The organism is Streptomyces sp. NPDC005761, from assembly GCF_040630635.1.
Lineage (GTDB): Bacteria > Actinomycetota > Actinomycetes > Streptomycetales > Streptomycetaceae > Streptomyces.
On record NZ_JBEXXX010000002.1, the window covers coordinates 74277 to 93930 of the forward strand.

Here is a 19654-nt window from a genome sequence, read left to right on the forward strand (position 1 = left end):
GCATCATTTCTCAGTATTGATCGATGCGTAGGGTGAAAAACACCTGTGCCGGGGATAGGCCGCACTTCTGCGGTCTATCCCCGCTGTTCACCTGACCGTCCCTCGCAGAATAATTCCGGAGGACCGAAGATGGCCCGCGTCGCCCTCGTCAATCTGGCCAGTCTCCCCATGCCGGGCAATGAACCGATCTTCCCCATCGGCCTGCGGTGCGTGCAGGATGCCCTCGATCACGCGGGCCACGAGACCCGGCTGATCGACTTCGTCGAGAACCCCGCGGCCGTCGAGGATCTGTCCTGGGTGGCCGAGCCGTGGGACGTCATCGGGTTCACGATCCGCAACATCGACCCCATCGACATGTCCTGCGACGGCCACGTCACGCACTACCAGGCGTTCCTCGACCGGGTGCGCCAGGCGCTCGGCGGCCGCGAGCCCCTCCTGGTGGGCGGTGGGCCGGGCTACAGCCTCTTCGCCGACCAGCTGATGGAGCGGCTCGGGTTCGACGTCGGTGTCGTCGGCCCCGGTGAGCAGAGCATGCTCGACATCCTGGCCGCCCCCGACCTGTACCGGGGCTCGCACCAGAACCTCACCGGCCGGCGTTACGACGCCTTCATGACAAAAGAACTTCAGCACCCGCGGTCGCTGATGGAAACCTATACACGGTTCGACGAGGCCATGATCGGCGTGGAGACCCGCCGTAAGACCTGCTACCAGGGCTGCGTCTACTGCCCCTACGCGTACATCACCGGCGAGAACTCCGGCGATCTCAAGCCGCTGGAACTCATCGCGGCGGAGCTCCGCGCCATCCACGCATCGGGAATCCGCCGGGTGTTCTTCACCGACGGCATCTTCAACAGTGAACTCCGCTATGCCAAGGACGTCGTCCGGCTGATCACCGACCTGAAGCTGCCGGGGCTGACGTGGTCCGCGTACTTCACCCCCAAGCCGTTCGACGACGAGTTCGCCGAACTGCTCGCGCTCAGTAATGTCGAATTCGTCGTCATCTCGCCCGACAGCCTCGACGACCGCGTCATGAAGCTCCTGGGCAAGACCTTCGGAACCCGCCATGTCGACCGGTGCCTCGAGCGGTGCCGACGGCACGGCATCCCCGCGCGGGTGAACGTCGTATTCGGCGGCCCCGGTGAGGACCGCGAGAGCATCCGGAACAGCGCCGAGTACATCAACTCGCGTCTGGAGGACGGCGAGTTGGTCATGCATGTCGGATACCGGGTGCTGCCGCAGACCGGAATGGCCCGGCAACTCGGCATGGCCGACCCCGAGCTGGTGGACCCGACGTTCTACCCGTTCCATCCCGACCTGTTCTCGTGGATCATCAAGGACCTCGACAAGCGCTTCATGCCGGCCCGCGTGCTGATCAACTTCATGGCCGCGCGGAGCGCCAGCAAGCGGATGACCAAGGTCCCGCTCCCCCCGGAGCTGCAGGACGCGGCACCCACGGAATTCCCGTACCTCGCGCTGAGCCGGCAACTGCCGCTCGTGTGACCGCCCCCACGCATCTGTAGGTGAATGCTCATGACCACCGGCCGAGTGCGCCGGCTGACGCCGGCCGACGCCGACGAGATCCTCCGGATCGTCACGCTCGAGGGGCTCGACGCCACCGTGCTGACCCGGGAACTGACCGTCGACGACGACTATCTCTGGATGGGGCTCACCTCACCCGCCGGTGGCCTGAGCGCCGTTCACCGCAGCATGCGATGGGGCAGTCACCTCCTGCTCAAGGGCGTCTTCGTCGACGAATCAGCGCGCGGAAGCGGCGCCGCCCTGGAGCTCGGCTTCGCGATACGGGATCACGCACGCGACAGCGGCTACGCCGGCGTCGCCGCCTGGGTCGAACCGCACAAGCCGGAAGCCGGCCTCGCGCGGATGCTCCGTCTGCGGACCTCCGGGCCCCTGCTCCACCGCTTCGAGGTCGCTGTCCAGGACGGGGACCGGCCGGCACACGTCCCGGTACCGGGACATCCCGGCCGCGTACTCGAACTGCCGGGGCGGGCGACGCAGACGCCTCTCGTGGCCGATGCCGTCGCCGATGACGACGAGCGCGGCCCCACCCAGGGTGCTGCCCGGGTCCATTGGGTCCTGGACCGGCATCGTCTGGTGCTGAGCGGGTTTCCCGGAGAGTCGGTCGCGGACCTCGGAGAGCTGGTCTCGGCCGCCGCACCACTGGCGCGGGCGCAAGGGGCTCGCTTCCTGGAGTTCCCCATGCCGGCGGCGGACCTCTCCGCCGCTCTCCGTCTGGCAGCGGTCAAGGCGCGGCGGCTGAGCCGTACCCCCGTCCGCCTGGGAATCCTGCGCTTCGTGCCCGGAGCCGTCACAGAAGGGGCTGGCCGGAGATGATGCCGCCGCACGAAGCACGCGCGCTGTGCCTGCTTCCCGACCGGGCAGCCGTCCTCGCCGAACTGCGGGACCGGAAGATCGACGCGAGCGCACTGCGCGCATTGCTGGAGGGGTCGCAGGAGCGCCCGCGGGAGGCCTGGTCCGGGACCGTGGAACTGCACGACGACCACGGCCGCCGTACGGACATGGCCGTCCGGGTCCCCCGGTCCGCGGGCCGGCGCCCGGGAGTCCTCGTCGTCCTGCACGGGGTCGGAGGCAGTGGGGAGCAGATACTCCCGTACTTCGCCGCACTCGGGGAGAGACTGTCCCTGGCCGTCCTCTGCCCGACGGCGCAGCTCCCCGCCCGGCCCTCGAACAACCTCGACGTCGCGGGAATCTTCGGCAGCCGGTTCCACAAGCCGCGCTGGGACCTGTCGGGCCCGGACTTCCTACCGGCGGCGCTGCGATGGGCGCGGACCACGCTCGACGCCGACCCGGACCGGTGCGTTCTCGCCGGGGTGTCCATGGGGGGCCTGGCGACCTGGAATCTGGGCATGCGGTTTCGGCACTCCTTCTCCGCCGCCGTCCCCATCAACGGAGCCCTTTCGGTCTGGGAGTCCTTCGGCACCGACAGGAGGACCAGGGCCCTGCTTCCCAACACCCTGCCGCTGCCCCTGTTCGTCGTCCACGGCAGCGCCGACGAGCAGATACCCGCGCGTTTCGACCGTGAGTCCGTCGACACCCTGCGCGCGCTCGGCCACAAGAACCTCCGGTACGAGGAGGTGGCCGGTGGCGGCCACGGCCTGGAGACGCTCGGTCTCGAGCCGGACAGCCCGCTCTTCACCCGCCTCGAGCAATGGCTGGGCGGTACGCGTCGCACAGCACAGCCGGACGAGATACGTCACCGGGCCGACGACGACCGGCACGGCCGCGCCCACTGGGTCCAAGTCGGCGGCATCGCGCCGGGCCGGGCCGCGGAGGTCCACGCGGTCCGGACGTCCGCGGACCGCATCGAGGTGGAGGTCAGCGGGGCCCGTCAGGTCACGCTCCACCTCCGTGGTGACCGGCTCGCCGCGGGAGCCACCTGCGAGATCTCCGTCAACGGCGCCGCCTCGTCGGTGCGGTTCGCTCCGGATCTGCCCACCGTCGTCGACTCCTATCGCGACACGGCGGACCCGGGTCTCGTCGCCGAACAGATCGTGCACTGCGCTGTCCCCGAGCGCTGAACCGACAGACTGACAGGAAGAAGGTGCGACATGCTCACGCGATCCGAGATCCGCGGGTGTCTGACAGCCCGGGGCGCGGCCCAGGAAGAACTGTTCGCCGAGGCCCGAAGGCTCCGGGAGGAGCACTTCGGACCGACCGTCGTACTGCGCGGTGTCATCGAGATCACCAACGTGTGCCGGGTGAACTGCGACTACTGCCCGATGCGGCGCGACAACACCAGTGACAACGACCGCTACTTCATGAACAGCGACGACATCGTCGCAAGGGCGCGTGAGATCCGGGACGCGGGCATCGACATCATCCTCGTCCAGGGTGGTGAGACCCCGCGCAACCTCTCCGCCGTCGAGGAGGCCATGCCCCGGATCCGGGAACTCTTCGACGGGCGCGTGGAGATCCTGCTCAACCTCGGGAACATGCGCCGAGGACAGTACGAGCGCCTGCGCGAGCTCGGCGGAACGAGCTACATCCTCAAGCACGAGACGAGCGACCCCCGGTTGCACGAGGCCTTGCGTCACGAGTCACTGGAGGAACGTCTGCGCTGCATGCGGGATCTGCTGGACCTCGGCTACCGGGTGGGTACCGGACTCATCTCCAGCCTGCCGGGCCAGAGTCTCGACAGCATCGTCGACGACATCGAGCTGGCGGCCTCGCTCGGCGTCCACATGTGCAGCGTGAGTCCCTTCGTGCCCGCCCCGAACACCCCCCTGCAGCTCGCCCCCATCGGATCCAACGAGCTCGCGCTCAACGCGCTCGCCGCACTCCGGGTGCATCTCCCCTCCCTGCTCATTCCTTCGGTGAGCGCGCTGGAGAAGACGTCGCAGGGCGGCCAGTCCCGTGGCCTGGCCGCCGGCGCCAACGTCATGACGGTGAACTTCACGGGGGAGGCCGATCTCAGTCGCTACCTGATCTACGGCAAGGACCGCTACGTGGTCCGCAAGCAGCACGTCCAGGAGCTGGTCGCGCAAGCCGGCATGCGGACCAGGGGCTCCGTCTTCCTGGACGCACCCACCACCAGCGATGCGCTGAAGTACGCCTCGTGAGCACGTACTCCGTGACGTCCACGAACTTCGGACGGTTCTGGTTCGGGCAGACGCTCTCCCAGTTCGGTGCGCGCATCGGCACGCTCGCCATGTCCGTCACAGCGATCGAGCTCCTGCACGCGGACAGCCGGGAAGTGGGCATCCTCGGCGCCGCTTCGACGGTCTGCTATCTCCTGATAGGCCTGCCCGCGGGAGCGTGGGTGGACCGGATGTTCAAGCGCCGGACGATGATGTGGGCCGCCCTCGTCCGCGCGCTGGCCGTCCTCGTGCTTCCCCTCCTGTGGTTCACAGGGGGCCTGGGGATGGGGGCGCTGTACGCGGTCGCGCTGGTCGTCGGGGTGGTGACGGTCTTCTTCGACGTCGGTTACCAGTCCTACGTCCCCGTCCTCGTCCCGGAGGAGGACATCGCTCCGGCCAACGCACGTCTCGAAGCGACCTCCCAGGTGTCCACCCTGGCCGGGCCCGCGCTGGCCGGACTGCTCATGCGCGTCGTGAGCGCGCCCGTCGTGCTGTTGATGGACTCCTTCGCCTACTTCTTCAGTTTCCTGTGTCTGACGGCCACCAAGGACGGCGAGCAGAAGTCCGATCTGGCGCCCCGGACCAAGGGCCGGCTGGCGGCGGACATCGGGGAGGGGCTGCGCTTCGTCCGGGATCAGCCGGTCATCAGACGGCTCGCGGTTTCCATGGGCGTGTCCAACTTCTTTGCCACGATGGTGGCCACCCTGGTCCCCGTCCTCGTCATGACCACGATCGGCTTCGACGCGTTCATGCTCGGGCTGATCATGACCTTCGGCGCCATCGGCGGAGTACTGGGAGCCATGCTCGCCCCCAGGGCCCGGCAGCGGTTCAGCCTCGGCACGATCATGTCGGCGGGGCTGCTCACCGCCGCGTTCTTCACCGCGGCCAGCCCGCTGGCGGTCCTGGTCAGTGACTCCAGCAAGGCCTTGGCCGGAGCGGTCCTGCTGGTCGGGGAGTTCGGGCTCACGGTCGGGGCGCTGCTCTACAACGTGACCCAGGTGAGCCTGCGGCAGAAGCTCTGCCCCAAGAACCTGCTCGGCCGGATGAACGCCTCCATCCGCTTCGTCGTGTGGGGCAGCATGCCGGTCGCCGCGATCGCGGCGGGCTGGCTGGGTACGGCGATCGGTGTCGTTCCCACGCTGTGGATCGGGGTGGTCGGAAGCGTCGTCACCGTCCTGCCGATCCTCACGATCGACAAGGTCCTCGCTGTGGGCGGGGAGCGGCCTGCGGTGGTGGAGGGCATCCGATGAGCAGCGGCCGTCCGGAACTGGCCCGGCGCATCCTGTCCCAGGGTGTGCGCGTCAACGATGAGACCCTCGACGCGGCAGGCTCCTCACTCCAGCCCCTCGTCGACCGTCTGCGCTCGGCCGGGGTGGGACCCGGCGACGTGGTGGTGCTCAACGGCCTGACGGGACGGGCCCTGGTGACTGCCGCCGTGGCGGCGTGGCGGCTGGACGCGGTCCCCCTGCCGGTGCCGGAGGCGGGGGAGCCGCCCCTGGGGGCCACCCGTGGCGCCTGCCGCGTGACCGAAGATCTGACCGTGGTCCCCCGGACCGGGGAGCAGGGGGACCTCGGGCTTGCCACCACCGCCGTCCTGCACCTGAGTTCGGGCAGCACCGACCGTCCGAAGGCGACCAGACGCGGCGTGGCGAGCCTGCTCTGCGAGGCCGAGGGCTACCGCATCGGGCTCGCCCTCACCCCCGGCGACCGGGTCGCGGTGCCCGTCCCGCTGGTGCACTCGTTCGGCTGGGGAGTCGCGATGAGCACGATGCTCGCCGGAGCCGACATCGAGGTCACCCCCTTCGTCCGTGCGGGCACCCTGGCACGCAGGCTCGATTCCGGCGAGGTATCGGTCCTCGCCCTCACCCCGCCGCTGGCCCGGCTGCTGACCGGCACCCGACGCCAGGGCGAGTTCCGGCCGCGCGCCGTGATGGCCGGCGCCGGCCGGATCGGAGACGATCTCGACGCCGCGTTCCGGGAGCGGTTCGGGGTACCGCTCCTGCGCGGATACGGCTGCTCGGAGACCGGCGGCACCTTCTTCGGGGACCGCGGGATGGGCCGGCCGGTCTCCGGCGTCGACATCCTGCATCCCCCGCCGGGAGCGCGTGGGGAGCTCGTCCTGCGGCTGCCCGCACCGGTCGAGGGCTACCTCTGCGACCCCGTGCAGCCGACCCGGGAATGGCGCAGCGGGGACATCGTCCGGCACGGCACCGACGGCTCCGTGCATTTCGTGCAGAGGGTCCGTGGCCCGCTCCGGTTGAACGGGAGATTTGTCCGTACGGACGGCATCACGAAATCCCTGCAGGCCGTCACGGGGGTACGGGATGTCTTTCTGCTCGTCCTCCCCCGCACCGACAGCCCGGAAATCGAGGACTTTCATGCGGTGGTCGAGGGGAATCCGGCCGGGACGGATCTGGTCGCGGCGCTGGCCGAACATTCTGATGGGTCACCTGTTCCGCGCGTCCTCGTGTGCCGGGAAATGCCCCGCACCGTGGTGGGAAAACCTGACCGGAACGCATTGACCGACATGGTACGGAAGGGAAGTGAGGCCGCATGAACTCCCACGGTTCGCCCGGGCGTGACGTCTGCGAACGCCTGGTCGCCGACCTGGTCGTCCAGGCGCTGGCCGAACGGGGCATATCCGCACCGGAAGCCGGGGAGCTGGTCGGGAACGCCGAACTGCGCTCCCTCGACCTCGCCCTGCTCGGCCTGAACTCCCTCGACTGGACTGCGCTCGCCTCCAGGATCGAGGACGCCAGCGGTACGGAAATACCCGACCAGGTTCTTGTCCGGCCGGAGAGCCGCTGTGTGGCGGGATGGGGTGAGGCGGTTTTCGCCGCCCGGAACCTCATGGACGAGAACACGAACACGCATGGACGGAAAGGCTGGGACACATGAGGGAGATTCAGCGCGGAAAGCGCTTCATCATCATCGATGATTTCCTGAGTGAGCCGGATTTCTCCGCCGCCCAGGGCCTGATGGAACGCGCGACGTTCACCCGGAGGGAGAGCGTCATATCGGACGAGGACGGTCCGGCTTTCCGCTCCAAGGGCGTGCGGTTCAAGGAGGAGCTCGGCTCCCTGGAGGTCGGCGGCCGGCCGAAGGCGTACGAGGAGCTGGGCCGTGCGGTGCGCGCGCGCAGCGACTTCTTCGGCGAGGCGAGCACTGACTGGAACAGGATCGCCTTCGCGTTCTGGAAGTACCCGGCCGGCAGCCGTCTCGGCTGGCACAACGACGCGGGCCGTGGCCGCAAGGGCGAGTTCATCCTGTTCCTCCACGACCGGTGGCGACCGTCGTGGGGTGGCGAACTCAAGCTGATCGACGAGGAACCGCAGCCGTCGGACGCCGCCGAGGACGCGGAGAGCGACCTGGTCCTCCGGATGGAGAGGCGGATCGAACGGAGCACGACCAGTCCGGTGGCCATCGTGCCCCGGCCGAACCGGCTCGTCCTGGTGAAGTCGGACACCGTCCACACCATCGGGCGGGTGGATCCGACCGCCGGGGACACCCTGCGTCGCTCGCTCACCGGCTTCGTGTCCCTGAGCCCCGAGCGCTCGGCGGGCCCCGGGAGCGCCCGCGAGAAGCTCACGGCGATCCTCGCCGACTGAAAGCGGTACCGACCGCACCGCACCCCTACGAATGGAGGCACACATGCAGCCGTGGATCACCCAGAGCCCCGCCTACCTGGAGCGGTGGATCGACGAGGAGGGGATCGACCGGTCCTCCGTCGCACGCGTCATCGAGGGCCTGGACATCGCGGCCCGGGACGAGGTCCTCCAGCACACCACCGGCGGGCAGCAGCCGAACCTCTTCATCCCCGGCCTCTCCGCGGTGCCGTGGTGGGAGAACGACCGCTTCCCGTGGACAGCCGGCCTGGAGGCCGCCGCGCCGGACATCACCGCCGAGTTCGAGACATTGGGCGGCCTGCAGGGGAAGCGGACCCTGAGCAGCAATCCCACCGAACTCGCCGACGAGGGCCGCTGGTCCGCGCACTACCTGTACTACACGGCGAAGGCGTACCCCAAGAACATCAAGGCCTGCCCGAAGACCGTGGCCGCCCTCGAGCCGATTCCCGGGGCCCTGGGGTGCGGGATGACGTACTTCTCGGTCCTGGACCCCCACACCCACATCTCGGCCCACACGGGCTATACGAACGCCCATCTGCGATGCCACCTCGGCCTCGTCACGCCGGAGGGCCCCCGTATCCGCGTGGGCGACGAGTCGAGGCAGTGGGAGCAGGGCAGGACGTTCGTCTTCGACGACTCCTTCGAGCACGAGGTGTGGAACGACAGCGACTCCGGGCGTGCCGTGCTGCTGTTCGACCTCTGGCACCCCGACCTCAGCGAGGTCGAGGTACGGGCCATCACCTACCTCATGGATGTCTCCCGAAAGCTGATCTACCGCAGTTTCTGGTCCAAGGAGTTCATGAGTGCCTGAACTCGCTCCGGCGCCCGGCCTGCCGCGCGGCGACATCCGCGGCATCGGCGGCCCGTTCTCCTGGCCCCATTCCGCGCCCGCCGCCCTCTGTGGCCGCGTCGACCGGGACAGGAGACCGGTCACGTGGGCCGAGGCCGGGCCCCAAGGAGACCGGCCCTGAACACGGCGGCAGCCACGAGCGCCCACGAAAAATGCCCTCCGACACTGCGTTTTCGCAGGTCAGAGGGCATTTGACTGTGGAGCCTAGGAGATTCGAACTCCTGACATCTGCCTTGCAAAGGCAGCGCTCTACCAACTGAGCTAAGGCCCCGAAAAGGGAGCAGCACCCGACGCTCGGCGTCGTGGCCACCACCGCAGACCAGAGTACCGGGTGACCCCCTGAAACCTCCAAAAAGATAGGGACTCCCGGTGGGCAACCACTCTCCGTAAGATGCACGTCGAGGTTCGCAGCAGCGAAGCCGCAGCGAAGGGGAGACGCCATGGATGCAGCGCAGCAAGAGGCAACGGCCAGAGCCAGGGATCTTCAGCGCAGCTGGTACGGGGAGCCGCTCGGCGCGCTCTTCCGACGGCTGATAGATGACCTCGGGCTCAATCAGGCCAGGCTCGCCGCGGTGCTCGGGCTGTCCGCCCCCATGCTCTCCCAGCTCATGAGCGGCCAGCGGGCGAAGATCGGCAATCCCGCGGTCGTCCAGCGCGTCCAGGCGCTCCAGGAACTGTCCGGCCAGGTGGCGGACGGCAGCGTCAGCGCGGGAGAGGCGACCGACCGCATGGAAGAGATCAAGAAGTCCCAGGGAGGTTCCGTGCTCACCGGCACCGGCCAGACCACGACGACCGGCGGTGCCCCCACCGTGCGCCGCGTGGTTCGCGAGATCCAGTCGCTGCTGCGGTCCGTCGCGGCCGCCGGCGACATCATCGATGCGGCGGACTCCCTCGCCCCGACCCACCCGGAACTGGCAGAGTTCCTCAAGGTGTACGGCGCGGGACGCACCTCGGACGCGGTGGCGCACTACGAGGGCCACCAGAACTAGGCGACGGACAGACCGGGCACAGGCACGGGCCGAGACGGGAACGGGGAGCGGGCGCAGCGCAATGGGTGAGGTCTTCGCTGGTCGGTACGAACTGATCGATCCGATCGGACGTGGTGGGGTCGGTGCTGTCTGGCGTGCCTGGGATCACCGGCGCCGCCGTTACGTAGCGGCCAAGGTCCTCCAGCAGAGCGACGCGCACACGCTGCTGCGCTTCGTCCGCGAGCAGGCGCTGCGGATCGAGCACCCGCACGTGCTCGCCCCCGCGAGCTGGGCGGCGGACGACGACAAGGTCCTGTTCACCATGGACCTGGTCAGCGGCGGTTCGCTGGCCCATGTCATCGGCGATTACGGCCCGTTGCCGCCGAGGTTCGTCTGCACGCTGCTCGACCAGTTGCTGTCGGGGCTGTCGACGGTGCACGCCGAGGGGGTCGTGCACCGGGACATCAAGCCCGCCAACATTCTGATGGAGGCCACCGGCACCGGCCGGCCGCATCTGCGGCTGTCCGACTTCGGGATCTCCATGCGCAAGGGCGAGCCCCGCCTCACCGAGACGAACTACGTGGTGGGGACGCCGGGTTACTTCGCGCCCGAGCAGATGATGGGCGCCGAGCCGGACTTCCCCGCGGACCTCTTCGCGGTCGGTCTCGTCGCCCTCTACCTGCTCCAGGGTCAGAAGCCCGACTCCCAGGCGCTCGTCGAGCACTTCGCCTCGTACGGGACACCCAGCGCCCCGCAGGGCATCCCCGAGCCGCTGTGGCAGGTCCTCGCGGGGCTGCTGCAGCCGGACCCGCAGGCCCGCTTCCGTACCGCCACCGGCGCGCGCAAGGCCCTGTCGGCCGCGGCCGAGATGCTGCCCGAGCCGGGGACCGACGACGAGCCGGTGGAGGTCTTCGACCAGATCGGCCCGCTGCCCGCCGGATTCGGCCCCGCAGGGCCCGTACAGCCCCAGCAGCCCGCGGCAGCACAGCAGGCCACGGGGCAACAGCCGTACACACAGCCCTCGACCGCCATGTCGGAGACGGGCAGCTTCCACCTCCCCCCGCCCCCGCAGCCCACGGCCCCCGCGCCTTCCACACCCCAGGCCTCGCACCCCCTCACCCCGCACACGGCTACCCACACGACGGCCCCCTTCCCCGCCGCCGTGCCGGACTCCTCGCAGGCCCCCACCTCCGCCGTCCCGCACGAACAGCCACTCACCCGCGCCTACACCGCCCGGCACCCGCAGGCCCCGGGGGTGCAGCCCGTGCCCGCACCGGCACCGCACGCACCGCGAACGCGTCCGGGACCGCCCCCGAAGGTGGCGGTCCCGGTGCTGCTGGTGGCGCTGATCTGCTTCGCCGTGGGCATCTGGGCGCTGACCCAGGCCTGAGCCCGCTACCAGGCCTGCGGCGGCCCTCCGTACGGGGGCTGACCGCCGCCGGCGGTGGTGGCCGCGCGCCGCCGCGCGAGCAGCGTCCACACGCCCAGCGCGAGGACCAGCACGGCACCCGCGCCGATCCCGGCGGCTCCGACCAGCTTCATCGTGTCGCTCTCGCTCTCGGCCGCCTGCGGCCCGCTCTGGCCGCGTTCGGCCAGGTCCTTGTCCTTCTCCGTGACCGCGAAGATCCCGGCGTCACCCGCGTACGGAGTCCCCTCGGCCTTGCCCACGACCTTGACCGACAGCGTCAGCGGGAACGGTTTGTCGCCGTAGTCCTCGGCGACCTCCGGGCTCAGCGTGACGGACAGGTAGTACCAGCCCGCGAAACGCATGGCGCTGACGCTGCTGCTCGGATCGAACCTGTTCCGGTACGCGACCGGGGGCACCGGGTCCAGGGAGACGGAGGCCGGCTTGCCCGAGTACGCCATGGGCGACACGTCGTCGACGTGGCCGAGGGCCGGGTTGTCCAGGGACATCGCGAGCGCGCCGCTGATGTACTCGTCGGAGGCGGTGCTGTTGCCGAGGCCGGCCGTCGCGAAGATCTGCTGCCCCCAGTCCACCGGAACCCGGTAGAAGAGGGTCTGCCCCGGCGCGATACCGTCCTTCCACTCACCGGTCTCCAGGCTCGTGGCGTCGTAGTAACCGGCCCCGCCCTGCCTGCGGTTGTCGGTGGCCTGCGTGGGCGGCGCGGGCGAGGCGGACGGCCAGTCCTCCGGCGCCTCGGTCGGCATCGCGGCGTCATCGGCGAGCCCCGGCTCCGACGCGTACCGCAGTTCCAGCTCCCAGTCCCCCGGCCCCGAGGTGGCCTTGCTCTCCCGTTCGACGAGGACGTAGTACGTGCCGGGCCCCTGGCAGGTGCTGCTGTCCTTCGCCACGACCCGGTAGGCGTACGCGGCGATCGGTCGCGGGTACTCCGCGGACTCGAACCGGGCGTCCTCGGTACTGCACTGCAGATCCGAGGAACTCCTGAGGCTCACAGTGACACCGTCCCCGTAGGCCACCTTGCCGCCGGCCTCGGGCACGGCGACGGCGGAGACGTACGCGTTCGTCGTCGCGTCGAGATTCAGTCGGTAGTAGAGCTTCTGACCGGCCTTGATCGAACTCTTGTAGACCGAACCGGCCTTGAGCGCCTCCGCGTCGGTGTTCACCTCGGCGCCGGTCACCGCCTCGGCACCCGGGTCAAAGGTGTAGGCGCCCGTGGCGCCGTCCGCGTGCGCCGCTCCCGGCAGCGCCGTCACCGCGCACATCGCCGCGATCGCGGCCAGCGTCACCCGGCCCCTGCTGCGCTGCCTCATCACGCGCTTCCCCTCGTCTTCCGTGCGGCGTCCCCGCGACGGCTGCGTACATATACGAACACGGCGACCAGCGCGGCCATGACGGCAGCCCCGGCAGCAGCCGCGATGCCGGTCCATCCTGCCCCTCGCGCCCCACTGCTGTCTGCGGACGCGATCGAGTCGCCCGTCTTGTCCCCGTCCGGCACGGCCGCGGGGGCACCGTGCTCCGGACCGCTCCGTTCGTCGCCGAGCACCGACACCCGCAGCACCAGACCGATCTGCGGGTTCTCCGCGATCTCCGCGGCCTGCGCGCCCAGCGTCACCGAGATGTAGAAGCCGCCTCGCGCGTGCACCGGCTGGACATCGGTACGGTCCTCGTAGCGGTTGGTCCAGGCGACCGGGACCCCGCCCATCGCGACCGCGGAAGGACGTCCGCTGTACATCGCGCTCGGGTGGAACTCACCGCCTCCGGTGAGCGGGTGGCGGGCCGGGGTGTACAGCTGTGTGGAGCCGTACGAGTACGTCGCCGTGGTGCGGCCCACCGTGGGCTCGTTGGCGAACTCCACGTCGTAGCGCACCTGCTGGCCCCAGCCGGCCGGAACCTTGTACCAGAGGGTCTGGGCCGGCAGGATCCGGTCGCGCCACACACCCCGGCCGATCGTCTCGGCGTCGTTGAACCCGGTGCCGCCCCGTACGTCACGGGGATCGCCCGCGGGCAGCACGGCGTCCTTGCCGCCCCGGCCGTACTCCGTGAGCGACTGGGCGGGCGTCACGTCCTTCGTCAGCGGCGCCTCGGTCCCGTACACGAGCTCGATGGGCCAACGCGCGGCGTCGGAGCCCTGCTTGCTCTCCCGCTCGACCACCAGCCGGTACCGGCCGGCCCGGTCGCAGGTGCGGCCGCCCTCCTTCGAACGGATGCGGGCGACCGCCGACGTGAGCGGGACGGCCCCCTCCTTCTGCAGGAAGCGCGCGGTGTGCGTCCCGCAGGAGCCGTGCTCGTCGTACTCGATCCGGGTGCTCAGGGCGTCGAACGTGTCCACGGCCGCCCCCGGCTGCGGCACCGCCGTCGCCGCGAAGTCCGCCGTGGACACGGAGTCCAGAGCGACCGCGTAGTACCGCTTCTCGCCCGGCCCGATGGTGTCCAGATACTGCCCGGGTGCGAGGACGGGCGCCCCGCCCGCGGTGGCCGTGCCCGCCACCCGCTCACCCCTCAGGCGGTAGGCGTCGACGGAGAGCTGGGAGGCCCGCTGGAGCTGACGGGCCAGGGCCTTGGCGTCCGGGGCGTCGTAGTAGCGGCCGTTGCCCGCGTGCGCGATGCACTCCAGCTGCTCGCGCGCCGCGCCCTTCACCTGGAAGCCGACGGCGTCGATCCGCAGGCCGGCCCCTTCCCTGCCGAGCCGCTCGGCAACCTCGCAGGGCCGTGGCGTACCGCAGTTGTCCTCGCCGTCGGAGATCAGCAGGATCGTGCGGGTACCGATGGCGCCGCCCGCGGGCTCCGGCAGGTCCTGCGCCGCCTTCCGGAGCGACAGACCGATGGGGGTGTCCCCTCGGGGACGTACGGCCGCGACCGCCTGCTTCAGCGCCGCCCGGTCGAGTGCGCGCACCGGGCGCACGAGCCGGGTGTCGGCACAGCCCCGCGGGTGATCGGCGCCGTACACGCGCAGCCCGGTCGGATGGCCGTCGGGGAGGCCGTCCACGACCGTGCCGACCGCCGCTCGGGCACTCTCCATCCGGGTGCGCCCCGTGCCGTCGTCGTCCCCCATGGATCCGGACGAGTCGAGCACCATGACCAGACTGCCGCTCCCGCCCGTCGCGCGCGGTGCGTCAGGGGCCGCCCGGGGACCGGCCGACGCCGGCAGTGCGGCTGCCACCAGGGCGAACAGCGCCCCGCCGATCAATGCGCCCGCCCGTACGGTGCGGTGCTGCCTCCGTGCCTTCACCCGTGCCCCCTCGACCGAAACCCCGGCTTCTTTGCTCAAGCAACTTAATGATTTGCTTGAGGGAACTCAAGAGCACAGGCGTCACGGTCCCGCAACAGCACGAAGCCCCGGTCGCATCAGCGACCGGGGCTCGCGACAGGCTGTTCTGTCTCACACACCCGAACCTGCGGGCACGGAGTCAGTCGCCTCCGTCCACAGATCCTGCTCGGCGCGATCCGCCTGGATCTGGCGGTACACGAGGAGCCCGCCGATGGCGGCCAGTGCGACCAGGAGAAGCTTCTTCACCGCGCTACCTCGTCTTTCCTTGGCATTGGGGAGTTCTGCTGCCCGACTATACACATCGGCCGATATCGACCGGTGACCTCCCCGCAACCCAACTGGCGCCTGCCGGCGAGCGATCACCGCCGGTTCGTGCAGCGGTGGCCGACGACGCCGACAGCACCCCGCGAGGGCGGCCGGACACCGCATCTCGGGACCGGTTGCACCATACGAGTGGTGTTCATCTGAAGAACGGCATATCGGCGACGTCGGTCCACGAAATCGCGAGCCGGATCCACATCATCAGAAAGGTAAGCAAACCGGACCACCTGAAAGTGAGGGGCCATGAGCAGCTTCAAGGCCAAGAGCATCTGGACCGCCTTCATCACCGCGTTCTTCGCACTCCTCGCGTCGCTGGGCCTCGCAAGCTCCACCGCGGCGGCCACGGAAGCCACGGTCACGGAGCCGGCGACGACGAGCCACGAGCACAGGGCCGCGACCGCCGCAACTCCGAACGCCCCTTCGGTGCGATGGACCCTCCCGCGTGACCGGGCGCTGCCTCCCACGATGAAGCAGCGCATCCGCGCCGAGGCACACGGGTCCTCACCCGCCACCCGGCAGCTCGCCCCTGACACCGCCGACACCGCCCGCGCCCCGCACGGCGCCCGCACCGCCCTCGGCAACGCACAGGCCCAGGACGGGGTCCCCCTGCCACCCTGAGCGCACCGCGCCTGACAACGCGAGGCCCCTGGACCGGAATCCCCGGCAGGGGCCTTCTTCATGCCCCGCCGACGTCACGCCGCACACCGCGCCCCGTATCCGGTGCCCTCCGGGCGGTGGCCCGTCGCCGCGCCGTAGGTGGCCGGGGTCGTCGCGGCACAGACCCTCGGCGTTCCCGCGCACCGGCGCCGTTCCCGCGCACGGCGGCGGGCAGACTCACGTTCCGTTCCGTTCCGCTTCGTCCCGTGCCGCCGCCGCCGCACCGGCACACCCGACTGGGATCCACAGGGGATCAGGGACAGGCGCCACGGCCCTCGTGCACAAGGCCTGCTGGACCCGCCACGGCCCCGCCCGGCTCCGGCCGGAGTTCGTGACACCTCGGGTCTACGACAAAGACCCCCCACCGTTACCGGTGAGGGGTCTTCGTGCTGGTGGGGCTAACAGGATTTGAACCTGTGGCCTCATCCTTATCAGGGATGCGCTCTAACCAACTGAGCTATAGCCCCGCCGCGCTTTTGTGTCGCGCTGACTTCAGAAGATTAGCGCACGTCGGGGCCAGTCCCAAAATCGATACCGCCGCCGCTACTCGTCCTCGGCGAGCGTCAGCTCGACACCGCCCACGAAGCCGGCCGACAGGTTGTAGATGAAGGAGCCCAGCGTCGCCAGCGCGGTGGCCAGCACCACGTCGATCACGGCGATGACCGAGGTGAAGATCAGCACCCGCGGCAGCGAAAGGAACGACTGCAGATCGAAGCCGTTGCCCTCGTTGGAGCCGGTCGCCTCGCTGATGGTGCCGCCGACGGTCTCGAAGACGCCCATCGCGTCCATGACCATCCACAGCACCGCCGACGCGACCACCGTGCAGATACCGAGGGCGATGGAGAGCAGGAAGCTGACCTTCATCACCGACCACGGATCCGCCTTGGCCACCCGCAGACGCGCCTTGCGGGTACGCGGAGTCGTCCGCGCCCCCGTCCGCGGCCTTCGGGTCGCCTGGGCCGTTCCTGCGCCCTGCTGCCCGCCGTAGGACCGGCCGCCGCCCTGGGTCCCGCCCGGAGGCGAGGGATAGGCCTGCGGCGGGTGGTACGGGCCCGCCTGGCCCGGTGCGGGTTCCCGCTCACCGGGCAACGGCCCGGTCGCGTAACCCTCGTACTGGGGCTGAGGGCCCCGGGTATCCGTCACAGTGCCCCCTTGGGAGTCCGTGGCAGGGCCACGGGCGCCGTTCCCGCCGGCTTCGGAAGCGGCCGAACCGGCGCCCGTGGCTCCACTCACGCTCTACTCCTCGTGCTCCCCGGTCGAGGACGTGTTGCCCTCGACTGTGCCGTCGACCGTGCTCTCGGCAGCCGCCTCGGCCGTGGTGGCCTCCGCTGTCACTGCCTCGGCCGACTCGCCTTCGGCGTCATCGGTCCCGTCGACCTCTTCGGCCTCGCGACCTGCCTCGGCGTTGCGCGCGATACCGACAACGGCGTCTCGCTTGCCCAGATTGATCAGTTGGACGCCCATGGTGTCACGGCCCGTCTCCCTGACTTCATTGACTCGCGTACGAATCACACCACCGCCGAGCGTGATGGCGAGAATCTCGTCCGTCTCCTCGACCACCAGCGCACCGACCAGCGAGCCCCGGTCCTCCACGATCTTGGCGGCCTTGATGCCGAGGCCACCGCGACCCTGGACGCGGTACTCGTCGACGGGGGTCCGCTTCGCGTACCCGCCGTCAGTGGCAGTGAACACGAAAGTACCGGGCCTGACGACATTCATCGAGAGCAGTTCGTCTCCCTCGCGGAAACTCATGCCCTTGACACCCGATGTGGCGCGGCCCATCGGGCGCAGCGCGTCGTCCGTCGCAGTGAACCTGATGGACTGGGCCTTCCTGCTGATGAGCAGCAGATCGTCCTCGGACGAGACCAGCTCCGCACCGATCAGCTCGTCGTCGGAGCCGTCGGCGGTCTCGCGCAGGTTGATGGCGATGACGCCGCCGGAACGCGGCGAGTCGTAGTCCTTCAGCGCGGTCTTCTTCACCAGACCGCCCTTCGTGGCCAGGATCAGGTACGGCGCGGCGTCGTAGTCGCGGATCGCCAGGATCTGCGCGATCTGCTCGTCCGGCTGGAAGGCCAGCAGGTTCGCCACGTGCTGGCCGCGGGCGTCACGGCCGGCGTCCGGGAGCTCGTAGGCCTTCGCCCGGTAGACCCGGCCCTTGTTGGTGAAGAACAGCAGCCAGTGGTGCGTCGTCGACACGAAGAAGTGGTCGACGATGTCGTCTTCCCTCAGCTTCGTGCCGCGCACGCCCTTGCCGCCGCGCTTCTGCGAGCGGTAGTCGTCCGTCTTCGTGCGCTTCACGTAACCGCTGCGGGAGATCGTGACGACGATGTCCTCCTCGGCGATCAGGTCCTCGATGGACATGTCACCGTCGAAGGGCACCAGCTTGGAGCGCCGGTCGTCGCCGAACTTGTCGACGATCGCCGCCAGCTCCTCGCTGACGATCTGCCGCTGCCGCTCGGGCGAGGCGAGGATCGCGTTGTACTCGTTGATCTTCGCCTGGAGCTCGTCGTGCTCTGCGGTGATCTTCTGGTGCTCCAGCGCGGCCAGCCGGCGCAGCTGCATCTCCAGGATCGCGTTCGCCTGGATCTCGTCGATCTCCAGGAGGCCCATCAGGCCCTCGCGCGCGATCTCCACCGTGTTGCTGCGCCGGATGAGGGCGATGACCTCGTCGATGGCGTCCAGGGCCTTGAGCAGGCCGCGCAGGATGTGCGCGCGCTCCTCCGCCTTGCGCAGCCGGAACTTCGTACGCCGGACGATGACCTCGATCTGGTGCGTCACCCAGTGGCGGATGAACGCGTCGATCGACAGGGTGCGCGGCACCCCGTCCACCAGCGCCAGCATGTTGGCGCCGAAGTTGGTCTGCAGATCGGTGTGCTTGTACAGGTTGTTCAGCACGACCTTGGCGACCGCGTCCCGCTTCAGCACGACGACCAGGCGCTGGCCCGTACGCGACGAGGTCTCGTCACGGACGTCCGCGATGCCGCCGACCTTGCCGTCCTTCACCAGGTCGGCGATCTTCTGCGCGAGGTTGTCGGGGTTGGTCTGGTACGGAAGTTCCGTCACGACCAGGCACTGGCGGTTCTGGATCTCCTCGACCGCCACGACCGCGCGCATCGTGATCGAGCCACGGCCGGTGCGGTACGCCTCCTCGATGCCCTTGCGGCCCACGACGAGCGCGCCCGTCGGGAAGTCCGGGCCCTTGATGCGCTCCAGCAGGGCGTCCAGGAGCTCCTCGGACGACGCCTCGGGGTGCTCCAGGTACCACTGCGCACCGGCCGCGACCTCGCGGAGGTTGTGCGGCGGGATGTTGGTCGCCATACCGACCGCGATGCCCGCCGAGCCGTTGATCAGCAGGTTCGGGAAGCGGGCCGGCAGGACCACCGGCTCCTGGTTGCGGCCGTCGTAGTTGTCCTTGAAATCGACGGTCTCCTCGTCGATGTCCCGCACCATCTCCATGGACAGCGGCATCATCTTGCACTCGGTGTACCGCATGGCGGCGGCCGGGTCGTTGCCCGGGGAACCGAAGTTGCCGTTGGAGTCCACCAGCGGCATGCGCATCGACCAGTGCTGCGCCAGACGCACCAGGGCGTCGTAGATCGAGGAGTCGCCGTGCGGGTGGTACGTACCCATGACGTCACCGACGACGCGGGCGCACTTGTAGAAGCCCTTCTCGGGCCGGTAGCCACCGTCGTACATCGCGTACAGCACCCGGCGGTGGACGGGCTTGAGGCCGTCCCGCACGTCGGGCAGGGCACGCGACACGATGACGGACATCGCGTAGTCGAGGTAGGAGCGCTGCATCTCCGTCTCGAGCCCGACGGGCTCGACACGCATGCCCACACCCTCGACGGGCGGGACCTCTTCGGGCGTCACGGGGGCAGGGGTGTTCTCGTCGGCCATTGCTGGTCAAAGTCCTTTCGCGCGG

General features: G+C 69.6%; 18 protein-coding genes and 2 tRNA genes. 13 read left to right on the forward strand and 7 right to left on the reverse strand.

What is annotated here, in order from left to right:
* The first annotated feature begins 129 nt into the window (after positions 1-129).
* The 10 genes from ABZ434_RS02470 to ABZ434_RS02515 are packed head-to-tail and all read left to right on the forward strand — an operon-like array spanning position 130 to position 9213.
* Entirely contained in the window at positions 130-1500 is a 1371-nt protein-coding gene (locus ABZ434_RS02470; RefSeq protein ID WP_359131531.1) for a radical SAM protein, read from the forward strand.
* 30 nt (positions 1501-1530) lie between these two features.
* Entirely contained in the window at positions 1531-2352 is an 822-nt protein-coding gene (locus ABZ434_RS02475; protein WP_359131533.1) for a hypothetical protein, read from the forward strand.
* Entirely contained in the window at positions 2349-3557 is a 1209-nt protein-coding gene (locus tag ABZ434_RS02480) for a hypothetical protein (RefSeq protein ID WP_359131536.1), read from the forward strand. Before ABZ434_RS02475 ends, ABZ434_RS02480 begins: the two co-directional genes overlap by 4 nt.
* A gap of 30 nt (positions 3558-3587) precedes the next feature.
* The gene (locus ABZ434_RS02485; RefSeq protein ID WP_359131537.1) at positions 3588-4598 is read left to right on the forward strand and encodes a radical SAM protein; all 1011 of its coding nucleotides are present in this window, start codon (positions 3588-3590) and stop codon (positions 4596-4598) included.
* Positions 4595-5866 carry an MFS transporter gene (locus ABZ434_RS02490; protein ID WP_359131539.1) on the forward strand — a complete coding sequence of 424 codons (1272 nt, stop codon included), beginning with the start codon at positions 4595-4597 and terminating at the stop codon, positions 5864-5866. Before ABZ434_RS02485 ends, ABZ434_RS02490 begins: the two co-directional genes overlap by 4 nt.
* Positions 5863-7173 carry an AMP-binding protein gene (locus tag ABZ434_RS02495; RefSeq protein ID WP_359131541.1) on the forward strand — a complete coding sequence of 437 codons (1311 nt, stop codon included), beginning with the start codon at positions 5863-5865 and terminating at the stop codon, positions 7171-7173. The genes ABZ434_RS02490 and ABZ434_RS02495 overlap by 4 nt, the downstream gene beginning before the upstream one ends.
* Positions 7170-7514, forward strand: a complete 345-nt coding sequence (locus tag ABZ434_RS02500; protein ID WP_359131542.1) for an acyl carrier protein — start codon at positions 7170-7172, stop codon at positions 7512-7514. The genes ABZ434_RS02495 and ABZ434_RS02500 overlap by 4 nt, the downstream gene beginning before the upstream one ends.
* A complete protein-coding gene (locus ABZ434_RS02505) occupies positions 7511-8224 on the forward strand; it encodes a 2OG-Fe(II) oxygenase (protein ID WP_359131543.1) in 714 nt (237 codons plus the stop codon). The genes ABZ434_RS02500 and ABZ434_RS02505 overlap by 4 nt, the downstream gene beginning before the upstream one ends.
* 43 nt (positions 8225-8267) lie before the next feature.
* Positions 8268-9053, forward strand: a complete 786-nt coding sequence (locus ABZ434_RS02510) for an aspartyl/asparaginyl beta-hydroxylase domain-containing protein (RefSeq protein WP_359131544.1) — start codon at positions 8268-8270, stop codon at positions 9051-9053.
* Positions 9046-9213, forward strand: coding sequence for a hypothetical protein (locus ABZ434_RS02515; protein WP_359131546.1), 168 nt, complete (start codon positions 9046-9048; stop codon positions 9211-9213). The genes ABZ434_RS02510 and ABZ434_RS02515 overlap by 8 nt, the downstream gene beginning before the upstream one ends.
* Positions 9214-9290: 77 nt before the next feature.
* On the opposite strand, the gene ABZ434_RS02520 is transcribed toward ABZ434_RS02515, so the two are convergent.
* Positions 9291-9363 (reverse strand) — tRNA-Ala (locus ABZ434_RS02520).
* Positions 9364-9532: 169 nt separating this feature from the next.
* On the opposite strand from ABZ434_RS02520, the gene ABZ434_RS02525 reads away from it, so the two are divergent.
* Complete coding sequence (locus tag ABZ434_RS02525) at positions 9533-10081, forward strand: DNA-binding protein (RefSeq protein WP_359131547.1); 549 nt, start codon at positions 9533-9535, stop codon at positions 10079-10081.
* A 61-nt stretch (positions 10082-10142) separates the two neighbouring features.
* Positions 10143-11450, forward strand: coding sequence for a serine/threonine-protein kinase (locus tag ABZ434_RS02530; RefSeq protein ID WP_359131549.1), 1308 nt, complete (start codon positions 10143-10145; stop codon positions 11448-11450).
* A gap of 5 nt (positions 11451-11455) precedes the next feature.
* Here ABZ434_RS02530 and ABZ434_RS02535 read toward each other — a convergent pair whose 3' ends face one another.
* From ABZ434_RS02535 to ABZ434_RS02545, 3 genes are all read right to left on the reverse strand, one after another.
* On the reverse strand, positions 11456-12793 hold the full coding sequence (locus ABZ434_RS02535) for a hypothetical protein (RefSeq protein ID WP_359131550.1): 1338 nt from the start codon (positions 12791-12793) through the stop codon (positions 11456-11458).
* Entirely contained in the window at positions 12793-14712 is a 1920-nt protein-coding gene (locus ABZ434_RS02540; protein WP_359131551.1) for a VWA domain-containing protein, read from the reverse strand. Before ABZ434_RS02540 ends, ABZ434_RS02535 begins: the two co-directional genes overlap by 1 nt.
* A 150-nt stretch (positions 14713-14862) precedes the next feature.
* Entirely contained in the window at positions 14863-14997 is a 135-nt protein-coding gene (locus ABZ434_RS02545; RefSeq protein WP_003958712.1) for a DLW-39 family protein, read from the reverse strand.
* A gap of 318 nt (positions 14998-15315) precedes the next feature.
* Between ABZ434_RS02545 and ABZ434_RS02550 the strand changes: the two genes are divergently transcribed.
* Positions 15316-15690 carry a DUF6344 domain-containing protein gene (locus tag ABZ434_RS02550; RefSeq protein WP_359131553.1) on the forward strand — a complete coding sequence of 125 codons (375 nt, stop codon included), beginning with the start codon at positions 15316-15318 and terminating at the stop codon, positions 15688-15690.
* Positions 15691-16119: 429 nt separating this feature from the next.
* On the opposite strand, the gene ABZ434_RS02555 is transcribed toward ABZ434_RS02550, so the two are convergent.
* From ABZ434_RS02555 to gyrA, 3 genes are all read right to left on the reverse strand, one after another.
* A tRNA-Ile gene (locus ABZ434_RS02555) sits at positions 16120-16196 on the reverse strand.
* A gap of 76 nt (positions 16197-16272) precedes the next feature.
* The gene (locus ABZ434_RS02560) at positions 16273-16872 is read right to left on the reverse strand and encodes a DUF3566 domain-containing protein (protein WP_359131554.1); all 600 of its coding nucleotides are present in this window, start codon (positions 16870-16872) and stop codon (positions 16273-16275) included.
* Between the two features lie 93 nt (positions 16873-16965).
* Positions 16966-19629, reverse strand: coding sequence for a DNA gyrase subunit A (gene gyrA, locus ABZ434_RS02565; protein ID WP_359131555.1), 2664 nt, complete (start codon positions 19627-19629; stop codon positions 16966-16968).
* Positions 19630-19654: the final 25 nt, after the last annotated feature.

Excerpts from the sequence above, each read along its gene's own strand:
- ABZ434_RS02535 (WP_359131550.1), bottom strand. The coding sequence starts at position 12,793 with ATGAGGCAGCGCAGCAGGGGCCGGGTGACGCTGGCCGCGATCGCGGCG.
- ABZ434_RS02550 (WP_359131553.1), top strand. The coding sequence starts at position 15,316 with ATGAGCAGCTTCAAGGCCAAGAGCATCTGGACCGCCTTCATCACCGCG.
- gyrA (WP_359131555.1), bottom strand. The coding sequence starts at position 19,629 with ATGGCCGACGAGAACACCCCTGCCCCCGTGACGCCCGAAGAGGTCCCG.
- ABZ434_RS02470 (WP_359131531.1), top strand. The coding sequence starts at position 130 with ATGGCCCGCGTCGCCCTCGTCAATCTGGCCAGTCTCCCCATGCCGGGC.
- ABZ434_RS02530 (WP_359131549.1), top strand. The coding sequence starts at position 10,143 with ATGGGTGAGGTCTTCGCTGGTCGGTACGAACTGATCGATCCGATCGGA.
- ABZ434_RS02525 (WP_359131547.1), top strand. The coding sequence starts at position 9,533 with ATGGATGCAGCGCAGCAAGAGGCAACGGCCAGAGCCAGGGATCTTCAG.
- ABZ434_RS02480 (WP_359131536.1), top strand. The coding sequence starts at position 2,349 with ATGATGCCGCCGCACGAAGCACGCGCGCTGTGCCTGCTTCCCGACCGG.
- ABZ434_RS02485 (WP_359131537.1), top strand. The coding sequence starts at position 3,588 with ATGCTCACGCGATCCGAGATCCGCGGGTGTCTGACAGCCCGGGGCGCG.
- ABZ434_RS02500 (WP_359131542.1), top strand. The coding sequence starts at position 7,170 with ATGAACTCCCACGGTTCGCCCGGGCGTGACGTCTGCGAACGCCTGGTC.
- ABZ434_RS02475 (WP_359131533.1), top strand. The coding sequence starts at position 1,531 with ATGACCACCGGCCGAGTGCGCCGGCTGACGCCGGCCGACGCCGACGAG.
- ABZ434_RS02510 (WP_359131544.1), top strand. The coding sequence starts at position 8,268 with ATGCAGCCGTGGATCACCCAGAGCCCCGCCTACCTGGAGCGGTGGATC.
- ABZ434_RS02505 (WP_359131543.1), top strand. The coding sequence starts at position 7,511 with ATGAGGGAGATTCAGCGCGGAAAGCGCTTCATCATCATCGATGATTTC.
- ABZ434_RS02495 (WP_359131541.1), top strand. The coding sequence starts at position 5,863 with ATGAGCAGCGGCCGTCCGGAACTGGCCCGGCGCATCCTGTCCCAGGGT.